Origin of the sequence: Chromobacterium sp. Beijing, from assembly GCF_021496765.1 — a bacterium.
Taxonomy (GTDB): Bacteria; Pseudomonadota; Gammaproteobacteria; order Burkholderiales; family Chromobacteriaceae; genus Chromobacterium.
In genome coordinates this window covers 4,159,221-4,176,703 of record NZ_CP053750.1, presented here as the reverse complement: position 1 = coordinate 4,176,703, position 17,483 = coordinate 4,159,221, and the positions used below count along the sequence as shown (strand labels likewise).

The 17,483-nt window shown below is 65.2% G+C and carries 21 protein-coding genes; 7 read left to right on the top strand and 14 right to left on the bottom strand.

Annotated features, from left to right (window positions below):
- Nucleotides 1-167 precede the first annotated feature (167 nt).
- Entirely contained in the window at nucleotides 168-740 is a 573-nt protein-coding gene (locus HQN78_RS19350) for an alpha/beta hydrolase (RefSeq protein ID WP_107801277.1), read from the bottom strand.
- Between the two features lie 209 nt (nucleotides 741-949).
- Between HQN78_RS19350 and HQN78_RS19345 the strand changes: the two genes are divergently transcribed.
- The gene (locus HQN78_RS19345) at nucleotides 950-1,948 is read left to right on the top strand and encodes a sulfate ABC transporter substrate-binding protein (protein WP_235085634.1); all 999 of its coding nucleotides are present in this window, start codon (nucleotides 950-952) and stop codon (nucleotides 1,946-1,948) included.
- Nucleotides 1,949-2,009: 61 nt separating this feature from the next.
- On the opposite strand, the gene HQN78_RS19340 is transcribed toward HQN78_RS19345, so the two are convergent.
- On the bottom strand, nucleotides 2,010-2,507 hold the full coding sequence (locus HQN78_RS19340; RefSeq protein WP_107801279.1) for a M48 family metallopeptidase: 498 nt from the start codon (nucleotides 2,505-2,507) through the stop codon (nucleotides 2,010-2,012).
- A gap of 54 nt (nucleotides 2,508-2,561) precedes the next feature.
- Nucleotides 2,562-3,089 (bottom strand): GNAT family N-acetyltransferase, encoded by a 528-nt coding sequence (locus HQN78_RS19335; RefSeq protein WP_158274389.1) that lies wholly within the window; start codon nucleotides 3,087-3,089, stop codon nucleotides 2,562-2,564.
- Between the two features lie 114 nt (nucleotides 3,090-3,203).
- Between HQN78_RS19335 and HQN78_RS19330 the strand changes: the two genes are divergently transcribed.
- The 3 genes from HQN78_RS19330 to HQN78_RS19320 all read left to right on the top strand — a co-directional run bounded on the left by HQN78_RS19330 (nucleotide 3,204) and on the right by HQN78_RS19320 (nucleotide 4,014).
- Nucleotides 3,204-3,509, top strand: a complete 306-nt coding sequence (locus HQN78_RS19330) for an antibiotic biosynthesis monooxygenase (RefSeq protein ID WP_227105831.1) — start codon at nucleotides 3,204-3,206, stop codon at nucleotides 3,507-3,509.
- A gap of 143 nt (nucleotides 3,510-3,652) precedes the next feature.
- Nucleotides 3,653-3,856 carry a hypothetical protein gene (locus tag HQN78_RS19325; RefSeq protein WP_107801282.1) on the top strand — a complete coding sequence of 68 codons (204 nt, stop codon included), beginning with the start codon at nucleotides 3,653-3,655 and terminating at the stop codon, nucleotides 3,854-3,856.
- Nucleotides 3,853-4,014, top strand: coding sequence for a hypothetical protein (locus HQN78_RS19320; protein WP_158274390.1), 162 nt, complete (start codon nucleotides 3,853-3,855; stop codon nucleotides 4,012-4,014). Before HQN78_RS19325 ends, HQN78_RS19320 begins: the two co-directional genes overlap by 4 nt.
- Here HQN78_RS19320 and HQN78_RS19315 read toward each other — a convergent pair.
- Nucleotides 4,007-4,543 carry a YaeQ family protein gene (locus HQN78_RS19315; RefSeq protein WP_107801283.1) on the bottom strand — a complete coding sequence of 179 codons (537 nt, stop codon included), beginning with the start codon at nucleotides 4,541-4,543 and terminating at the stop codon, nucleotides 4,007-4,009. The genes HQN78_RS19320 and HQN78_RS19315 overlap by 8 nt on opposite strands.
- A 237-nt stretch (nucleotides 4,544-4,780) precedes the next feature.
- On the bottom strand, nucleotides 4,781-5,467 hold the full coding sequence (locus HQN78_RS19310; protein ID WP_107801284.1) for an MliC family protein: 687 nt from the start codon (nucleotides 5,465-5,467) through the stop codon (nucleotides 4,781-4,783).
- 378 nt (nucleotides 5,468-5,845) lie between these two features.
- Between HQN78_RS19310 and HQN78_RS19305 the strand changes: the two genes are divergently transcribed.
- Together HQN78_RS19305 and HQN78_RS19300 are read left to right on the top strand one after the other, a co-directional pair.
- On the top strand, nucleotides 5,846-7,279 hold the full coding sequence (locus tag HQN78_RS19305) for a DEAD/DEAH box helicase (protein WP_235085632.1): 1,434 nt from the start codon (nucleotides 5,846-5,848) through the stop codon (nucleotides 7,277-7,279).
- 478 nt (nucleotides 7,280-7,757) lie between these two features.
- Nucleotides 7,758-8,558 (top strand): ABC transporter substrate-binding protein, encoded by an 801-nt coding sequence (locus HQN78_RS19300; RefSeq protein WP_199225955.1) that lies wholly within the window; start codon nucleotides 7,758-7,760, stop codon nucleotides 8,556-8,558.
- A gap of 13 nt (nucleotides 8,559-8,571) precedes the next feature.
- Here the strand turns inward: HQN78_RS19300 and HQN78_RS19295 are convergent, their stop codons facing one another.
- Nucleotides 8,572-9,183: an EAL and HDOD domain-containing protein gene (locus tag HQN78_RS19295; RefSeq protein ID WP_107801286.1), complete on the bottom strand. Its 612-nt coding sequence runs from the start codon at nucleotides 9,181-9,183 to the stop codon at nucleotides 8,572-8,574.
- Between the two features lie 138 nt (nucleotides 9,184-9,321).
- Here HQN78_RS19295 and HQN78_RS19290 point away from each other — a divergent pair, with 138 nt between their 5' ends.
- Entirely contained in the window at nucleotides 9,322-9,936 is a 615-nt protein-coding gene (locus HQN78_RS19290) for a 3'-5' exonuclease (protein ID WP_227105838.1), read from the top strand.
- A gap of 15 nt (nucleotides 9,937-9,951) precedes the next feature.
- Here the strand turns inward: HQN78_RS19290 and HQN78_RS19285 are convergent, their stop codons facing one another.
- From HQN78_RS19285 to HQN78_RS19250, 8 genes are all read right to left on the bottom strand, one after another.
- Nucleotides 9,952-11,643 (bottom strand): bifunctional UDP-sugar hydrolase/5'-nucleotidase, encoded by a 1,692-nt coding sequence (locus HQN78_RS19285; protein WP_370646567.1) that lies wholly within the window; start codon nucleotides 11,641-11,643, stop codon nucleotides 9,952-9,954.
- A gap of 179 nt (nucleotides 11,644-11,822) precedes the next feature.
- Nucleotides 11,823-12,407 carry a molybdenum cofactor guanylyltransferase MobA gene (gene mobA, locus HQN78_RS19280; RefSeq protein WP_235085625.1) on the bottom strand — a complete coding sequence of 195 codons (585 nt, stop codon included), beginning with the start codon at nucleotides 12,405-12,407 and terminating at the stop codon, nucleotides 11,823-11,825.
- Entirely contained in the window at nucleotides 12,404-12,862 is a 459-nt protein-coding gene (gene moaE, locus HQN78_RS19275) for a molybdopterin synthase catalytic subunit MoaE (RefSeq protein ID WP_107801290.1), read from the bottom strand. The genes mobA and moaE overlap by 4 nt, the downstream gene beginning before the upstream one ends.
- A 2-nt stretch (nucleotides 12,863-12,864) precedes the next feature.
- A complete protein-coding gene (moaD, locus tag HQN78_RS19270) occupies nucleotides 12,865-13,116 on the bottom strand; it encodes a molybdopterin converting factor subunit 1 (protein ID WP_107801291.1) in 252 nt (83 codons plus the stop codon).
- A gap of 137 nt (nucleotides 13,117-13,253) precedes the next feature.
- Nucleotides 13,254-14,318 (bottom strand): class II fructose-bisphosphate aldolase, encoded by a 1,065-nt coding sequence (fba, locus tag HQN78_RS19265; protein ID WP_107801293.1) that lies wholly within the window; start codon nucleotides 14,316-14,318, stop codon nucleotides 13,254-13,256.
- Between the two features lie 86 nt (nucleotides 14,319-14,404).
- Entirely contained in the window at nucleotides 14,405-15,034 is a 630-nt protein-coding gene (locus HQN78_RS19260; protein ID WP_107801294.1) for a LysE family translocator, read from the bottom strand.
- Nucleotides 15,035-15,124: 90 nt separating this feature from the next.
- Nucleotides 15,125-16,300 (bottom strand): phosphoglycerate kinase, encoded by a 1,176-nt coding sequence (locus HQN78_RS19255; RefSeq protein ID WP_107801295.1) that lies wholly within the window; start codon nucleotides 16,298-16,300, stop codon nucleotides 15,125-15,127.
- Nucleotides 16,287-17,402: a serine endopeptidase gene (locus HQN78_RS19250; RefSeq protein ID WP_235085623.1), complete on the bottom strand. Its 1,116-nt coding sequence runs from the start codon at nucleotides 17,400-17,402 to the stop codon at nucleotides 16,287-16,289. Before HQN78_RS19250 ends, HQN78_RS19255 begins: the two co-directional genes overlap by 14 nt.
- Between the last annotated feature and the right edge of the window lie 81 nt (nucleotides 17,403-17,483).

Sequence of the window (17,483 nt, the reverse complement as noted above, 5' to 3'; positions counted from 1 at the left end):
ACCCAGGATGGTTAGATGCGTGTCACCCCAGTTTAGATCACGCCGACCCCGCTACGAAACCGGACTCGGCGCCGCCGAGCCAGGGCGAGGCAAGGCCTTGCGGCCGAAGCCGCGGATAGGCGAGCCCGCTATCGCCCGCCGCAAGGCGGCAGACAGTCAACCGCTTCTCAAGCCGCCTGGTTCAAGCTGGCCCTCACCCTTTGCGCCAGCAAATCCAGCTGCAGCCAGCCCTCCTCCCACTGCCCGTGGCCGGACTCCACATTGATGTGGCCGGCCTGGCGCAGCCAGGCGATGGGCGCGCGCCAGTAACCGGCCAGCCGCGCCGCGCGCGGGGTCTTGCAGAAGGGATCGTTGCTGCTCGCCACCATTCTGGCGGGAAACGGCAGGGCTTGGCGCGGCGTCGGCGCAAAGCCCATCAGCTCGCGCGGCACGAAGGGCCGCTCCACGTCCGCCGGCGCCACCAGCAAGGCGCCGGCGATCCGCCGCGGATGGCGCTGGGCGTAATGCGCCACCGCCACGCAACCCAGGCTGTGGGCGATGACGATGACCGGCTTGCGCGTCCGATCCAGCGCCTGATCCAAGCCCCGCAGCCAGTCGTCCAGCTGCGGCGCGTCCCAATCGCCCACCTCCACCCGCGCGGCGTTCAAGCGGCGTTGCCAATGGCTTTGCCAGTGCCGCGGGCCGGAATTGCGCCAGCCGGGCTGAATGATCAAGTCGAAATCCGCCAGCGAAGGTTCCATCGCTCAGCTCCTCAAAGGGGAACTCGCACTGTAGAATGACTTTGATATTCTTGGAAATGATATTGAACGAGAAACTTATTCCCTATTCCTCTAAAAGATCGCGCCATTACATAGACTTATTTGGAATTTAAAGATAAAAAACAATCACTTCTGGCGCTAAAACATTTCTGATTAGATGCATTCATCGCTTGCCTCCTCAGGACACCGCCATGCCACGTCATACCTTCCGCCACGCCCTGCTGTCTCTCGCCTTGTTCGGCGCCGCCGCGCCGCTGCTGGCCGCCGAGCTGCTCAACGTTTCTTACGACCCCACTCGCGAGCTGTATCAGGACGTCAACAAGGCTTTCGCCGAGCAATGGAAGAAACAGGGCGGCGACGTCGCCATCAAGCAATCGCACGGCGGCTCCGGCAAGCAATCGCTGGCCATCCAGCACGGCCTGGAAGCCGATGTGGCCACGCTGGCGCTGGCCTACGACATCGACGTGCTGGCGGACCAGGGCCTGCTGCCCAAGAACTGGCAAAGCCGGCTGCCGGACAATAGCTCGCCCTACACCTCCACCATCGTGTTCCTGGTGCGCAAGGGCAACCCCAAGGGCATCCGCGACTGGGGCGATCTGATCAAGCCCGGCATCCAGGTGATCACGCCCAATCCCAAAACCTCCGGCGGCGCGCGCTGGAATTATCTGGCGGCCTGGGGCTATGCGCTGAAGCAGCCCGGCGGCAACGAGGCCAAGGCCCGCGCCTATGTCGGCGAACTGTACAAGCATGTGCCGGTGCTGGACACCGGCGCGCGCGGCGCGACGCTGACCTTCGCCCAGCGCGGCTTGGGCGACGTGTTGCTGGCCTGGGAAAACGAGGCGGTGCTGGCAGTGAAGGAACTGGGTCCGGACAAATTCGACATCGTCACCCCTTCTCTGTCCATCCTGGCCGAACCGCCGGTGGCGGTGGTGGACAAGGTGGCCGACAAGAAAGGCAATCGCAAGCTGGCCGAAGCCTATCTGAAGTTCCTGTACACCCCGCAGGGACAGACCATCGCCGCGCAGAACTACTACCGGCCGCGCGACGCCAAGATCGCCGCGCAATACGCCGGCCAGTTCCCCAAGGTCAAGCTGTTCACGCTGAAAGACACTTTCGGCGATTGGCGCGGCGCCCAGCACAAACACTTCGCCGACGGCGGCGTGTTTGATCAGCTCATCACCAAGAAATAACCCGCCCCTCAACGCGAACAGCCCGGCAAAGCCGGGCTGTTGTCAATGCGGGAAACGCGGATCAGGCCGTCTGGCTTTCTCTCCAGGTCAGCCACACCCGCATGTCGAACTCCAGCTGGTGGTAGTCCGGTTCCATGTGGCAGCACAGCTGGTAGAAGGCCTTGTTGTGGTCCTTCTCCTTCAGGTGGGCCAGCTCATGCACCACGATCATGCGCAGGAAGGGCAAGGGCGCGTCGCGAAACAGCGCGGCGACGCGGATTTCGTTCTTGGTCTTCAGCTTGCCGCCCTGCACCCGCGACACAAAGGTATTGGTGCCCAGCGTGCCCTTGACCGGGTGCTGCTGGCTGTCGTACCTCACCTTGGCCGGCAAGGCGGCGTTCTTCAGATAACGCAGCTTGATCTCGGACACGTACTGATACAGCGCCTTGTCCGTCTGCACATCGTGGCTTTCCGGATACTTGCGCGCCAGCCAGCCGCCCAGCTGGCCGGAATCCAGCAGCGCCTGCACCTGGCCGAGCAAGGCGGCGGGATAATGCTGCAAATAGTTGAGGGTAGACATCGCGCCATTGTAAAACGACTGCGCGATCAGGTGTTGCCGCGGCGCAAACCGGCATTACAGCAAGCAGGACGGATCGTCCCACTGATAACTGAGCGCCAGCGCGCGCCGGCCGCCGACGGTGTCCACCTCGCAAGGCGCGGACGCCTCGCCGCCCAGCGCCCGGTAAAAGGCGCAGGCGTCCCGGTTGGCCTGGTAGGCCCACAGAAACAAGGGCCGCCCCGGCGCGACGCGCAAGGCCTCCGCCGCCGCCGCCGCCATCAGCGCGCGGCCGATGCCGCGTCCCTGCTGCCCGGCCTTCACATGCAGATTATCCAGATACACGCCCCGCTCCGGCGCCTCGTCCGGCAATAGGCAAACAAAGCCCGCCGGCTCATCCTGCCACAGCGCCAGCCGCACCCACAGCGCGCCCGGCGCGGCGAAGCGCTCCCGCCACATGGCCAGGCGTTCGTCCGCGGCGCGCAAATCCAGGTATTCGTCCGGCAAGATGCCGCGATAATGCTCTTGCCAACTGGCGACATGCAGCGCCGCGATCCGCTCGGCGTCCCGAGCGTCGGCCGCTCGCAACAACAAACCCTGATTCATGTTCGCTCCCCTTGCCGCGGTGGTTCCACACCGGCGGTCCAACTGGCTCTGGCCAAGGCCGCCGGCAATCGAGACAATACCGATACCGCCTACCTTATGCGAGGAAGACTTTCCATGCATGTCGTGATTTTTCGCGCCGCCACGCGGCAACTGGATGCGGAATACTCCGCGGTCGCCCAGCAGATGCGCCGGCTGGCCATGGAGCACTTCGGCTGCCTCGCCTTTGTTTCCGCCTGTGAGGACGGCCAGGAAATCGCCTTGTCCTACTGGCCAGACGCCGACAGCATCCGCGCCTGGAAGGCGCATGCCGACCACGTGCTGGCGCAGCAACTGGGACGGGAGCGCTGGTATCGGCAATACCGGGTGGAGGTGGCCTGTATCGAACGCAGCTATGAATGGACCTTGGACGCGTCAGACTGAAGTCCGCGGCATGGCGCTGTTTCACGTGGAACCGGACCGCGGCGCGACTAGCCGCTTTTTATCCGCGCCCGCGCTTTCTTTAGCCGCTTTTTACGCGCCGGAGCCTAGCATGCAGCCAAGATCCCACTGCGAGGCCCTTGCCGATGAGCGCAAGCAAACCCGTCCGCCGCGCGCTGCCGACGCGCGGCATTCCCGACTATCTGCCGGATGATGACGCGGCGCCCTTGGCGCTGCGCCGTTATATTCTCAACGCCCGCTTTCCGGCCGCGCCCGCCCGGACCCCGCCCGATGGCGGCTGGCGAGCGTCCTTGCGCGCCTGGTGGCGCTTGGTGAGCGCGCGGCGATGAAGCGCGGCGATCTCGCCCTGCGCCACCGCCGGCTATTGCACGCCTACGCCCAGGCCCGCCATCAGGATAGGCCCTGGCTCAAACGCAAGACGCGGCTGCCGCGCGCGGCCCAAACGGGCTTGCTGCAGCGGCTGCGCGCCTGGCTACGCCTTATTTGAGCCTCAGCGGCTCCACCAGCACATTGTTGGACTCGTCGGCCAGCCACATCTGACCGTCCTGGATGGTGGCGCTCAACTGCATGCTGCGCTGGCAGATGGCGACCAGTTCCGCCAGCGTGGCCGTCTCGACGCGAAACACGCTGAGCTTGTCCAGCCGGGCCAGCTTGTTCTCCATCTGCGGCCACCACACTTCGCTGGCGCGGCCGCCGTAGCTGTACAACACCACGCGCTCGGCGCGGCTGCACGCTTTCTTCAGCCGTTTTTCGTCGGGCTCGCCCAGTTCCACCCACAGCTCGATCTCGTCGGCATAGTTTTTCTGCCACAACTCGGGCTCGTCGTCGGCGCTCAGACCGCGGCTGAATTGCAGGGTTTCGCTGGCGTTGAGCGCAAAGGCGGCCAGACGCAGCATCATGCGTTCCACGGTTTCGGACGGATGCTGGGCCAGCGTCAGCTGATGACTGGCGTAATAGCCGCGATCCATGTCGGATACGGCGAGATTGGCTTTATAAATGGTGGCGGACAGGGCCATGCGGAAACCGGCTTTGCGAAAAAAGAAGCCATTGTACGGGGCCGCCGGCCATTGCGCCCGTTCAATCGCTAGACGGCGGGGCGCGCCGCCATGAACGGCCTCTTAGAACGCGTTTGCGATCTCGCAAGCTAGAGCGAGACAAGGCGAAAACGGATGAGAAAGCGGAGTGTACACACGGTACGAAGCGGTACTCACCGTGTGACGTCTGACGACGCGCAGCAGATCGTAAACAGGTTCTTAAGGCGAAGGCTGGCTGGAGCAGTCCAAAGGTTCGCCGCGCCAGGTGATGCTGGCCTCGCGGCCCTTGATCCACAGTTCCAGCCCCGGCGCCGCGTAACGCGCGCCGCTGCCGCTTAGGCCCTGATGCAGAATGGCGGTGGAGCCGTTGTACTCCAGCTTCACCGTGGGCGGGTGGGTGCGATAGAAGGTGGCCAGCACGGTGCGGGTGGCGTTGCCCTTGCAGACATAGCGCAAGGGCGTCAGCGACGGCGCCAGCCCCCAGGCCGCCTGCAATTGGGTGATGCGCATGATGTAGACGTCGCCCAGACACATATGCATGTCCTCGGTCTTGACGCAGTCCTTCAGACTTTTGACCCAGCGGCGCTGCTCGGCGATCAGCTTGGCCTCGGCCCCCGGCCGGCCTTGCTGGGCCTGTTCCAGCGCCAGGGCGTAGACCTTTTCCAGCCGATTGTCCTGGCGGGTCAGGCTGTCGTCCTGGCACACCATGGCCTCCACCGGATTGCCCGGCTTTTCGCAATTGAAATCGGTCGCCGCCGGCGGATTGGCCTCCGCCGTGTCCTCTGCGATCCTGCCGCTCTCCGCCGCGCGGCCGTGGCCGCCTTCCGACCCGCCCTTGCCGGCGGCCAGCGCCAAGGCCGGACACAATATGATCAAGCCGACCAGCCTATGGGCGGATCCAGGCATACCGATTTCCTCTGAACTGCGTTATTCGCCGCCCATGCCGGGCGGACACATCAAAACAGGGCATCTCTCCGCCGCGGGCCGATGCGCTCAACCCCGGCGACGTGACAGCATGATACCAGTTCGCCCATTCGCATTTATTAATAATATCGGCCGTCAAAAAGGCTTTTCGCGGCTCAGGATTCCGTTGGAATGGATATGACAATGCCGCGACAAGTTCCCAAACCGACAATTTGAAGGTAAACTCCGGCCTCTCGCGCGCAATTCCAATCTTTGCGCGTCGCGCGCGCTTCATCCCGAAGCGCCCATCGCATCCCTAACTTTTTCCCGTCAGCCTGGATTGGTTCGCACATACTGCGATAGGCCGTCGCAGGAGCAAACATGTCCACACTCACCTTTGCCGACCTCGGTCTGGCCGAATCCCTGTTGCGCGCCGTCAGCGAAACCGGTTACACCACCCCCACCCCGATCCAGGCCCAAGCCATCCCGCAAGTGCTGCAAGGCGGCGATCTGCTGGCCGCGGCCCAGACCGGCACCGGCAAAACCGCCGGCTTCACCCTGCCCTTGCTGCAGCTGCTGATGGGCAAGCCGTCCACCCAGCCGGGTCGTCCGCGCGCGCTGGTGCTGACGCCCACCCGCGAGCTGGCCGCTCAGGTGGAGGAGTCGGTGCAAACCTACGGCAAATACCTGCCGCTCAAATCCATGGTGATGTTCGGCGGCGTCAACATCAACCCGCAAACCCGCGAGCTGCGCAAGCCGCTGGACATCCTGGTGGCCACCCCCGGCCGCCTGCTGGACCACGCCGGCCAGCGCAACATCGATTTGTCCGGCGTTGAGATCCTGGTGCTGGACGAAGCCGACCGCATGCTGGACATGGGCTTCATCCACGACATCCGCAAAGTGCTGGCGCTGCTGCCGGCCAAGCGCCAGAACCTGCTGTTCTCCGCCACCTTCTCCGACGAGATCAAGGGCCTGGCCGATCGTCTGCTGGACAGCCCCAAGCTGGTGGAAGTGGCGCGCCGCAACACCACCAACGAGCTGGTGGATCAGAAGATCCACCTGGTGGACCGCGACCGCAAAACCGATCTGCTGATCCATCTGATCAAGGAACACAACTGGTTCCAGGCGCTGGTGTTCACCCGCACCAAGCACGGCGCCAACCGTCTGGCGGAAAAACTGGACAAGACCGGCATCCCCGCCGCCGCGATTCACGGCAACAAGAGCCAGAACGCGCGTACCCGCGCGCTGGCCGACTTCAAGAGCGGCGAATTGCAGGTGCTGGTCGCCACCGACATCGCCGCGCGCGGCCTGGACATCGACCAACTGCCGCATGTGGTCAACTTCGAACTGCCCAATGTGCCGGAAGACTACGTGCACCGCATCGGCCGCACCGGCCGCGCCGGCAGCAGGGGCGAGGCGGTATCGCTGGTCTGCGTGGACGAGTTCAGCTTCCTGAAAGACATCGAGAAGCTCACCAAGCAATCGATCGAGCGCTTCGCGGTGCCGGGCTTCGAGGCCGATCTGTCGGTGAAGCCGGAACCCATCCCGATGGGCGGCGGCAACCGCCGCGGCCAGCCGCAACGCCAGGGCGGCGGCGGCAAACCGCGCCACCAGCCGGACAGCAAGCCCACCGGCCACGGCCATCGCTCGCCGGCGTCCAAGCCGCGCCAGGGTCAAGGACAGGGTCAGGCCAAAAACGCCACAAACGGCCAGCCGGGTCAGCGCTCGTCGCAAGGCCAGGGTCAGGGTCAGCGCGGCAAGCCCGCCTCCTCGCGTCCGAGCTCGGCGCTGTTCAGCCCGCCGAAAGGCCGCTAAGAACCCGTTCATAGTCTGCTGTGCTTCGGCGATACGGCGTTGAAAACAAGCTCAAGATGCTCATGTACCACGTGTACATTCCGCTTTTTCGCTTGTTTTCGCCTTGTCCCGCCCTTGCTCGCGAGACTTTGAACAGGCTCTAAGACCCGCTAACAAAACCCCTGATCCAGCGTTGCGCCTCCTTGTCGTACGACTTGTACTGCCTACGTCGGCGCGCCTTGGCTCAGGTTCTCTGCGAGGTTTGGTTAGCGGCTCTAAGCCCGCGCAAGCGGCGCCGCGCCCTTGCGGCGCGGCCGCCGCCGCGCTTCTTCGCCGACCCCGCGGCGATGGAAGCGCTTTACGCCGGACGCCAAACCTGCCTACGATTCAGCAATAGGCCCTTGGGGCCGACAACAATATCGAGCGGAGACGGCGCGCGCCGCGCTCCGCACGGGCAGCACGCATGCCGCGCGCACAGATCGAGCAAGGATTCGGGGAAATGATGAGACTTCGCAGCTGGCTGCTGGGCAGCCTGGCTGTAGTCCTGCTGGCGGCAGCTCAGCCGCAGGCCGCGCCACGTCTGAAAATCACCCTGTCCAACCAGGAGTGGCCGCCCTATATGGGCAAGGAACTGCCGTACGACGGCATTTTGTCGCGTTTGGTCAAAGAGGCCTTCGCCCGCGCCAACGTCGACGTCGCCTTCCGTTACTACCCCAACAACCGCACGCTGCAATCGGCGCGCAACGGCACCGTGGACGGCAGCTTCGGCTGGGCGCCGACGCCGGAACGCAAGCAGGACCTGCTGTTCACCCAACCGGTGTTGCATGCGCGCATGGTGTTTTTCCAGCGCCGCAGCGCCAGTTTTCCCTGGAACGATCTGTCCAATCTGCGCCACGCGCGGGTGGGCGTCACGGTCGGCAACTTCTATTCCGACGAGTTCAACCGGCAGGTCAAGGCCGGCCACCTGATTCCGGACATGGCGCCGGACGACGTCACCAATCTGCGCAAGCTGCTGGCCGGCCGCATCGACTTATTCCCCATCGACGTGGAAGTGGGCCAATACCTGATCGCCCGCAACTTCCAGCCGCGGCTGGCCCAGCAATTGGAGCCGCAGAGCAAATCGTTCTGGGTGGCGCCGCTGCACGTGGTGATCTGGCGCAAGCACCGCCAGGGCCCGGAGTTGGTGGAACGTTTCAATCGCGGCCTGAAGGCCTTGCAGGACAGCGGAGAGTTCGAGCGCATCGTGGCGGAGACCCGCGCCGCCAGCCTGGCCTACCACAAACCGATCAAGGCGCAGTGAAGCGAAAACGGCGCTAAGGCGCGTCCGCGCTGCTCAACACCACCGGCCGGCCGTGAAAATAGCCCTGGAACCAATGGAAGCCCAGCGCGCGGCAACGTTCGAACTGCTCGCGGCTGTCCACCTTTTCCGCCAGCAGGATGCCGTCGAAATCGCTCAATTGCGCCATCAGTTCCGGCAAGCGTTCCGCTTCCACCGCCGCCACGTCCACTTTGACGATGTCCACCAGCGGCAGCATCGCCGCCTGATCCGGCCCCAGGTGGATCACGTCGTCCAACGCCAGGCGAAAGCCGCGCTGGCGCAACAAGGCCATGCGTTGCAGCAAGTCCTGGGTGACGGTCACCGTTTCCAGGATTTCCAACACCAGCCGCTCCGCCGGCAATTGGTCCAGGATGGGATCTTGCAACAAATCGGCGCTGGCGTTGATGAAGCCGGGGAACTGGCCCAACACATCCGCGCAGCCCAGCTCTCCGAAGGCGTTGCGCAGCACCTCGGCGCTGGCGAGCAGATCGTCGCGCACCAAGGCGAAATTGGCCGGGCTGGAACGGAACAATAGTTCATAGGCCACCAGCTGCTGCTGGCGGTCGACGATTGCCTGCCGGCCAAGATAACGTGAAGAATTAGGCATGCCGACGATACTACAGGATATTGCCGCCGCTGTTGGGCATCTCCTGCTGGTGCCGTCAAAAAATATGACAGCTTATGCCTGACCATCGTCATTAAATGCGGTAAGGTTGCAAATTACCCTCAAGTCAGCGAGTCCGCCATGTTGCCAACCCGACAAATTCCCCGCGAGGAGATCAAGGCGCTGCCGCTGTTCGCCGGCCTGACGCCGGAACAGGTGCGGCTGGCCGCCACGCCGGAGCTGGCCGCCGCCGCGTTGCGGGACCTGGCCGGCTGCGCGGAGCTGGGCTTCGACACCGAATCCCGCCCCACTTTCCACAAGGGCGAAAAACCGACCGGTCCCCACCTGGTCCAGCTGGCCTGCGACGACCGCGCCTGGCTGTTCCCGGTGCAGGACGGCCAGTGCGCGCCGGAGCTGAAAACCCTGCTGGAAGACCCTCAGCGGCTCTTGGTGGGCTTCGAGCTCAGTTCGGACCAGACGCTGCTGCAACAGCGGCTGGGCATCCGCTGCGGCCGGGTGCTGGACCTGGTTGACCACTTCTCCAGCGACGATGCGCGCATCACCGTCGGCGCGGTGCAGGCGGTGGCGCGGCTGTTCGGCCAGTACTTCCGCAAATCCAAGAAGCTGTCCACCACCAACTGGTCCAAACTGCCGCTGACGCCGGCGCAACAAGCCTACGCCGGCAACGACGCCTGGGTGGCGCTGCGGGTGTACCGCGAGCTGGACGCCCGCGGCGGTTTGCGGCGCGGCGGCTGAAGCCGCGCCGGAACATCAAGGCAGCCGCGTGATGCGGTTCAGCGCCGGCACCGCCACTGGCGAAGCGCTGGCGAAATAGCTCTCCAGCACGTCCACGTCCACGCCGCCGCCCACCCGGTTGCTCCCCTGGGTCAGCACGGTGAAGCCGTCGCCGCCGCCGGCGATGAAGTTGTTGACCTGCACCCGGTAGCTGGCCTGCGGATCGATGGCCACGCCGTTGATCTTGATGCTGGCGATGTCCACCTTGGCGCCCGCCGGCGCCGACTGGCTCCAGCTATAGCTGAATCCCTTGGACACTTGCAGAATCTTGACCTTGGACGGATCGCTCCATTGCTGCTCCAGCAGCTGGTCGATCTGCGCGCCGCTCAGGGTCAGCGTGGTCATCACATTGCCGAAGGGCTGGGTGGTGAACAATTGGTTGTACGTCACAGCGCCGCCGACGCCGGGAAGGATGTCGGCGCGCACGCCGCCCGGATTCATGAAGGCCACCACCGCACCCTGGGCGGCGCCGGCCGCCAATTGCGCGTCGGCCACCACGTCGCCCAGCGCGGTTTCGCCGGCCGCGGACGGAGTGCGGTCCAGGATGCCCGCCGCCTGGCCCACCACGCGGTTGGCCACCGGGGCCACCAAATCCTTGTACAGCTTGACCAGATTGCTGACCGAGGCCAGCGGCGCGATGTCGCGCGCCACCACCCGGTTCTGCGCCTGGATGGAACCGGGCTTGACGTCGCGGGTGGCCGGGTCCAGCACGAAGTCGATCTCGGTGAACAACTGACCGTAGTTCTTGGCGCTGGTCACCCGGCGGCCGTCGATCACGCAGTTGTAGGCCTGATGGGTGTGGCCGGTGACCACCAGCTTCACCGCCGGGTCCAGCTTCTTGACGATGTCGACGATGGGGCCGGACACGCCGTTGCATTCATTGAAATTGCCGCTTTGATAGCCGCCCTCGTGCACCACCACCACCACGGCGGACACGCCCTGACGTTTCAGTTGCGGAATCAGCTGATTCACCGTGGCCGCCTCGTCCTGGAAGCTCAGCCCCTTGATGCCGTCCGGCGACACGATTTCCGGCGTGCCTTTCAGCGTCATGCCGATGAAGGCCACCGGGATGCCGCCGAACTTCTTGATCTCGTAAGCGGGGAACAAGGTGCCGCCGTCGCTTTTCTTGACGTTGGCCGCCAGAAACTTGAACTTGGCGCCGGCGAACTTGCCGTTCTGGCAGGAGGTGGTGGGCGCGCCCGTCTTGCAGCCGCCGTTCTGCATGCGCAGCAATTCCTGCTGGCCGTCGTCGAACTCATGGTTGCCGACGGCGTTGAGGTCCAGGCCCAGCAGATTCATCGCCTCGATGGTGGGCTCGTCGTGGAACAGGCCGGATACCAGCGGGCTGGCGCCGATCAGATCGCCGGCCGACACCACCACGGTGTTGGGCGATTTGGCGCGCAGCGATTGCACCCAGGCCGCCAGGTAATCAACGCCGCCGGCGTTGATCTTGATCGTCTTGCTCGGGTCGGCCGGATCCGGCACCGTCAGTTGGCCAGGCATGTCCAGATTGCCGTGGAAATCGTTGAAGGCGATCATCTTCACCGCCACCGGCTGGCGCGAGACGCCGGTGTTCTGGTCGCCCGGCCCCCAGCCGCCGGAGCCGGCGGAACAGCCGAACAGCGCCAGGCTCGCCGCCAGGCACAAGCTCATGGTTTTCAGTTTCACGAAACGCATCCTTGTCTTGTTTGTTGTCGCGCGCGCCGGCGCCGCCGGCCGCGACCGAATGAGGAGACGTCCGTCCACTGCCATGGACCGCGATGGACGCTCCGATCGCGCGCACTATAGCAAAACAAAATGACAAAGAGTTAAAACTTTCATGATGCGAAACAAATCGCCATGCGGCCTCAGTCGGCGCGCGGCTCCGACTCCAGCGCCGCCAGCGCATCCGCAGTGTTGAGATTGGGAAAGAGATGGTCGAAGCCGACTTCGACATGGTTAAGACCGGCCAGCCAACCACGGATGGAACGGCCGCCGCCGGCCAGATAGGCGGCCAGCCCGGCGCGGAGGCCGGGCCCCAGCGCCAGCAGGCTGGGATGCCAGCCTTCGCGGTCGCGCGCGCTGGCGGCCTGGCGGCCGCTCGCCACTTCCGCCAGCAGCCGGCGCGAGAAATCGGCCGGCAGCCGCACCGCGTCGCAAGGCATCACCAGCCAGACCCCGCCGTCCTCGCGCTCCAGAGCCGCCAGCACCCCGGCCAGCGGCCCCGGATAATCCGGCAGACTGTCCGGCAGCAGCGGGCAGCCAAAGCCGGCGTACACGTCCAGATTGCGATTGGCCGAGATCCACACCCGTTCGGGCGGCGGCGTCTGCGCGGACAAGGCGGACAAGGCGTGCGCCAGCAGCGGCCGCCCGGACAATATCACCAGGCCCTTGTCGGCGCCGCCCATGCGCGTGGCGCGGCCGCCGGCCAGAATCAGCGCCTGGTGGCTCATTGCCAGCGTTCCGCCGCCTGGGCGTCGCTGTGTTTGGCCTCCACCCAGCGCTCGCGGCCGTCCGCCAGGATTTCCTTTTTCCAGAACGGCGCGTCCTGCTTCAGATAGTCCATCAGGAATTCCGCGGCGGCGAAGGCGTCGCGGCGGTGGCTGCTGGCCACCGCCACCAGCACGATGGGCTCGCCCAGCGCCAGCCGCCCCACGCGATGGATGACGGTGGCCGCCTGCAGCGGCCAACGCCGGCGCGCTTCCTCCACGATGGCCTCCAAGGCCTTTTCGGTCATGCCCGGATAATGCTCCAGCTCCAGCGCCGTCACATCGCGGCTGTCGCCGTAATCGCGCACCAGCCCGCTGAAGCTGACCACCGCGCCGCAGGCCGGGTTGCCGGACAGCGCGTCGATTTCCACGCCGGCGCTGAAACGCTGCGGCTGCACCCGCACCGTGAACGCGTCCATGCTCATCCTCCGGTCACCGGCGGGAACACCGCCACTTCGTCGCCGTCGCTCAGAACGGAGTCCAACCGCGCCATCTGCTGGTTCACCGCCACGCGGAACACCCGGTCGGCGGCCAGTTCCCGCGACCAGGCCTCGCCGCGCAGCCGCAACTCCACCAGCAGTTCCTCCACCGTGGCCGCGTCGCTGTCCAAATGTTCGCTCTCCAGGCCGAACTCGTCCCGCAAGCGGGCAAAATACAAAAGATTCAGTTTCATCGCCTGCCTCTGCGCAGTTGAGCGGATACCGCAGTGTAAGCAATCCGCGCCGGGCCTCCAATACGTCAAGGTGGCTAGGCGCCCGCCCGCAAAAAAGCCCGCTCGCGGCGGGCTGATCCAAGAAGAAGAACTTGGCCTTACTTAACGATCTGCGCCAGCTCGCCCTTCAGGTATTTATTGGCCATGGCGTCCAGGTTGATCGCCTTGATCTTGCTGGCCTGACCGGCGGAGCCGAAGGCTTCGTAGCGGGCGATACAGATGTCGCGCATCGCGTCGGTGGACACTTTCAGGTATTTGCGCGGATCGAACTCGGCCGGATGCTGGGCCAGGAAGCGGCGGATGGCGCCGGTGGAGGCCAGGCGCAGGTCGGTGTCGATATTGACCTTGCGCACGCCGTGCTTGATACCTTCCACGATCTCTTCCACCGGCACGCCGTAGGTTTCGCCCAGATCGCCGCCGAACTCGTTGATGATCTGCAGCCATTCCTGCGGCACGCTGGAGGAGCCGTGCATCACCAGGTGGGTGTTGGGGATGCGGGCGTGGATTTCCTTGATGCGGTCGATGCGCAGTACGTCGCCGGTGGGCTTCTTGCTGAATTTGTAAGCGCCGTGGCTGGTGCCGATGGCGATGGCCAACGCGTCCACGCCGGTGTCCTTGACGAACTGGGCGGCTTCTTCCGGATCGGTCAGCAGCTGGCTGTGGTCCAGCACGCCTTCGGCGCCCACGCCGTCTTCTTCGCCGGCCATGCCGGTTTCCAGGCTGCCCAGGCAGCCGATCTCGCCTTCCACCGACACGCCGCAGGCGTGGGCGAAATTAACCACGGTGCGGGTCACGTCCACGTTGTAGGCGTAATCGGCCGGGGTCTTGCCGTCGCTTTTCAGCGAGCCGTCCATCATCACCGAGGAGAAGCCGAGCTGGATAGAACGCTGGCACACGTCCGGGCTGGTGCCGTGGTCCTGGTGCATCACCACCGGGATGTGCGGAAACTCTTCCACCGCGGCCAGGATCATGTGGCGCAGGAAGGGCGCGCCGGCGTATTTGCGCGCGCCGGCGGAGGCCTGCACGATCACCGGGGCGTTCACCTTGTCGGCGGCCTCCATGATGGCGCGCATCTGCTCCAGGTTGTTGACGTTGAAGGCCGGCAGGCCGTAGCCGAATTCCGCTGCGTGGTCCAGCAGCTGACGCATGGAAACGAGAGCCATGGTGTTCAATCTCCGCAAACTGCTCCGCCGGGGCGGAGCATGGTTGGCGCCCGGACCGCGCGGCGGCCCGAGGCGAATTCATCAATTCAGTGTCTGGACACGCCGGACAACAACAGGCCGGCGCCGACGAAAGCGCCGCCGGACACTTTGTTGACCAGCTTGAGGCGCCGCGCGCTGTTCAGCCAGCCGGCCAAACGCGCGCCGCCGCCGGCGTAAGCCAGCTGCCAGGACGCCTCGATCACGTAAAACGTCGCCGCCAGGATCGCCAACTGCGGCCCCTGCGGCTGCTGCGCGTTCATGAACTGCGGGAACAGCGCGGTAAAAAAGATAAAGGCCTTGGGATTGCTCATCGCCACCAGAAAACCGGTGCGGAACATGCCCCAGGGCGTGTGCTTGCCGGCCGCCGCCTCGCGGATTTCCTCCACCGGCTGCGGCTGGCTGCGCCAGGTCTTGATCCCCAGATAGATCAAATACGCGGCGCCGGCGTATTTTACCAAGGAAAACAGCAGTTCGGAGGTGGCCAGCACCGCGCCCAGTCCGGCGGCGGAGCCGAACATGATCAAACCCAGCGCCGTCATCAGGCCAAGACAAGTCATCAGCGTGCGCCGCACCCCGTAGTGAATGCCGTGGGTCATCGCCAGCAGCATATTGGGGCCGGGCGTGGCCGAGACGAAAAACACAGTGGTGACGAACAGCAACCAGGTATTGAGCGACATGGATATCTCCGGCGGGTGGGCCATCAGAATGAAACGGCGGCGAATACGCCAGTGTAACGCAAGCCATTCATCCCGATAGCCTTTTTCCCCTCAGCCCGCGCGCTCGGCCAGGATGGCCACCGCCGGCAACTCCTTGCCTTCCAGGAACTCCAGGAAGGCGCCGCCGCCGGTGGAGATGTAGCTGATGTCGTCGGTGATGCCGTACTTGGCGATGGCGGCCAGGGTGTCGCCGCCGCCGGCGATGGAGAAGGCCGGCGAGGCCGCGATGGCCTGGGCCAGGGTCTTGGTGCCGCCGCCGAACTGCTCGAACTCGAACACGCCCACCGGGCCGTTCCACACCACGGTGCCGGCCTGGGCGATGATGGCGGCCAGCGCCTGCGCGGAATCCGGGCCGATGTCCAGAATCATGTCGTCGGCCTCCACCTCCGCCGCGCTCTTGGTCACGGCGGCGGCGGTTTCGGCGAACTCCTTGGCGCAGACCACGTCAGCCGGCAACGGCACATCGCCGCCGCGGGCGCGAATCTTGGCGATCACTTTTTTGGCTTCGTCCACCAGCTCGGCCTCGGCCAGCGATTTGCCTATGGCCTTGCCCTCGGCCAGCAAGAAGGTGTTGGCGATGCCGCCGCCCACGATCAACTGATCCACCTTGTCGGCCAGCGATTCCAGAATGGTCAGCTTGGTGGACACCTTGGAGCCGGCGACAATGGCCACCAGCGGCCGCGCCGGCGCTTGCAAGGCCTTGCCCAGCGCTTCCAGCTCGGCGGAGAGCAGCACGCCGGCGCAGGCGGCCGGCGCGAACTGGGCCACCGCGTGGGTGGAGGCTTCGGCGCGGTGGGCGGTGCCGAAGGCGTCGTTGACGAACACGTCGCACAAGGCGGCGTAGGCGCGGCCCAGGTCGGCGTTGTTCTTTTTCTCGCCCTTGTTCAGGCGCACGTTTTCCAGCATCGCCACTTCGCCGGGCGCCACGCTGAGGCCGGACTGCCAGTCCGCCACCAGGCGCACCGGCCGGCCCAGCAGGCCGGACAGGCGCTCCACCACCGGCGCCAGACTGTCTTCCGGCTTGGGCTCGCCCTCGGTGGGGCGGCCCAGATGGGTCATCAGGATCACGCCGGCGCCGGCTTTCAGGCACAGCTCGATGGACGGCAGGCTGGCGCGGATGCGGGTATCGTCGCCGATGACGCCGTTTTTCACCGGCACGTTCATGTCCACGCGGATCAGCACGCGCTTGCCGGCCAGGGCCTGTTCGGAAAGTTTATTGAATTTCATCGTTCGCTCGCTCGGGTTTGGATTCGCTTGTCGATTGATTCATCGGCGCAGGCTCCGGCTTGGCGCCGGGGCGGCCGCATTTTTTGCAGTACGGAAAAAAGGCGAAATTGCGCGCGCCGCAGTCGCAGCCGCGGAACAGCTGCAGGCCGCAGTGCACGCAGTAGTCGGCGTCGTCGCCGGCAATATTGTATTGATGGTCGCAGGACGGGCAAGTTTTCTTCTGGTAGGCGCCCAAGGCCTGGGCGTAGGCCACGTGGCGCGCGCGCTCGCTCTGGCTTTGCTGCAGCTCGGCGCGCTTTTTCTCGGCGTAGCGCTGGAAGGCCTGAATCATGCGCAGGCCGGCGAACACCGTCAGCGCGATGCCGACGGCCAGCCGCACATAGCCGCCGAAATTGGGCAGATAGGGCAGCAGTTCGACGAAGAAGGCGAACAGCGCGAACAGGCCGAAGCCGTAAACGAAGAACCAGTAACGATGCGTCCGATAGCGGCTGAACAGCCATACCGCCAGCAAGAGCAGCGGCAGGATCACCGCCAGCCGCAGCAGGAAGACTTTCAACTCGAAACGCTGGTAGGCCTGCTGGTAACGGTCCTGGGCGACGGCATCCACCCGGGCGATCTCTTCTTGCAGCGTTTGCCGGCTCCGCTCCAGCGCGCGCAGGCCGTCGCTCGCCCGGTCTTCCTTCTGCTGCCATTGCAGGATCTGCGCCTGCAGGGCGTCCAGTTCCCGGGTGCGGCGGCTGACTTCGGCGCTTTGCTGCGGATCGGCGCTGGCGGCGCGGCTGGCCAGCCAGTTGGCCAGGCCCTTGCGCTGAGTCTGGTAATTGCGCTCCAGCTGCTCGCGGGTGGCGCCGAGGTTTTCCAGCTGGGCGCGCTGCGCGTCGTTCTGGCGCTGCAAGACCTGCTGCCGCTGCCGCAGCGGCTCGATGCCGGCCTGCCGCTGCAGCGTTTCCAGCTGCGGCGGGCCGCCGTCCGGCACGTAGAACAGATCGCGGATCACCAGCTCGCCCAGATTGGACAGAAAGCCCGCGAACACCAAAGCCACCAGCCAGGAGGCCAGCCGAACCCATTTTTCCGGGCGGGACAATGCTTGGTTCTGTCGCATGCTGCTCTCCTGTGACGGCGGTTCAGCGGGGGGCGATATCGGCGATCGCCCGGCCAGTGTATGCCAAAAAAACGGCCCTAC

Excerpts from the sequence above, each read along its gene's own strand:
- HQN78_RS19350 (WP_107801277.1), bottom strand. The coding sequence starts at position 740 with ATGGAACCTTCGCTGGCGGATTTCGACTTGATCATTCAGCCCGGCTGG.
- HQN78_RS19345 (WP_235085634.1), top strand. The coding sequence starts at position 950 with ATGCCACGTCATACCTTCCGCCACGCCCTGCTGTCTCTCGCCTTGTTC.
- HQN78_RS19340 (WP_107801279.1), bottom strand. The coding sequence starts at position 2,507 with ATGTCTACCCTCAACTATTTGCAGCATTATCCCGCCGCCTTGCTCGGC.
- HQN78_RS19335 (WP_158274389.1), bottom strand. The coding sequence starts at position 3,089 with ATGAATCAGGGTTTGTTGTTGCGAGCGGCCGACGCTCGGGACGCCGAG.
- HQN78_RS19330 (WP_227105831.1), top strand. The coding sequence starts at position 3,204 with ATGCATGTCGTGATTTTTCGCGCCGCCACGCGGCAACTGGATGCGGAA.
- HQN78_RS19325 (WP_107801282.1), top strand. The coding sequence starts at position 3,653 with ATGAGCGCAAGCAAACCCGTCCGCCGCGCGCTGCCGACGCGCGGCATT.
- HQN78_RS19320 (WP_158274390.1), top strand. The coding sequence starts at position 3,853 with ATGAAGCGCGGCGATCTCGCCCTGCGCCACCGCCGGCTATTGCACGCC.
- HQN78_RS19315 (WP_107801283.1), bottom strand. The coding sequence starts at position 4,543 with ATGGCCCTGTCCGCCACCATTTATAAAGCCAATCTCGCCGTATCCGAC.
- HQN78_RS19310 (WP_107801284.1), bottom strand. The coding sequence starts at position 5,467 with ATGCCTGGATCCGCCCATAGGCTGGTCGGCTTGATCATATTGTGTCCG.
- HQN78_RS19305 (WP_235085632.1), top strand. The coding sequence starts at position 5,846 with ATGTCCACACTCACCTTTGCCGACCTCGGTCTGGCCGAATCCCTGTTG.
- HQN78_RS19300 (WP_199225955.1), top strand. The coding sequence starts at position 7,758 with ATGATGAGACTTCGCAGCTGGCTGCTGGGCAGCCTGGCTGTAGTCCTG.
- HQN78_RS19295 (WP_107801286.1), bottom strand. The coding sequence starts at position 9,183 with ATGCCTAATTCTTCACGTTATCTTGGCCGGCAGGCAATCGTCGACCGC.
- HQN78_RS19290 (WP_227105838.1), top strand. The coding sequence starts at position 9,322 with ATGTTGCCAACCCGACAAATTCCCCGCGAGGAGATCAAGGCGCTGCCG.
- mobA (WP_235085625.1), bottom strand. The coding sequence starts at position 12,407 with ATGAGCCACCAGGCGCTGATTCTGGCCGGCGGCCGCGCCACGCGCATG.
- moaE (WP_107801290.1), bottom strand. The coding sequence starts at position 12,862 with ATGGACGCGTTCACGGTGCGGGTGCAGCCGCAGCGTTTCAGCGCCGGC.
- moaD (WP_107801291.1), bottom strand. The coding sequence starts at position 13,116 with ATGAAACTGAATCTTTTGTATTTTGCCCGCTTGCGGGACGAGTTCGGC.
- fba (WP_107801293.1), bottom strand. The coding sequence starts at position 14,318 with ATGGCTCTCGTTTCCATGCGTCAGCTGCTGGACCACGCAGCGGAATTC.
- HQN78_RS19260 (WP_107801294.1), bottom strand. The coding sequence starts at position 15,034 with ATGTCGCTCAATACCTGGTTGCTGTTCGTCACCACTGTGTTTTTCGTC.
- HQN78_RS19255 (WP_107801295.1), bottom strand. The coding sequence starts at position 16,300 with ATGAAATTCAATAAACTTTCCGAACAGGCCCTGGCCGGCAAGCGCGTG.
- HQN78_RS19250 (WP_235085623.1), bottom strand. The coding sequence starts at position 17,402 with ATGCGACAGAACCAAGCATTGTCCCGCCCGGAAAAATGGGTTCGGCTG.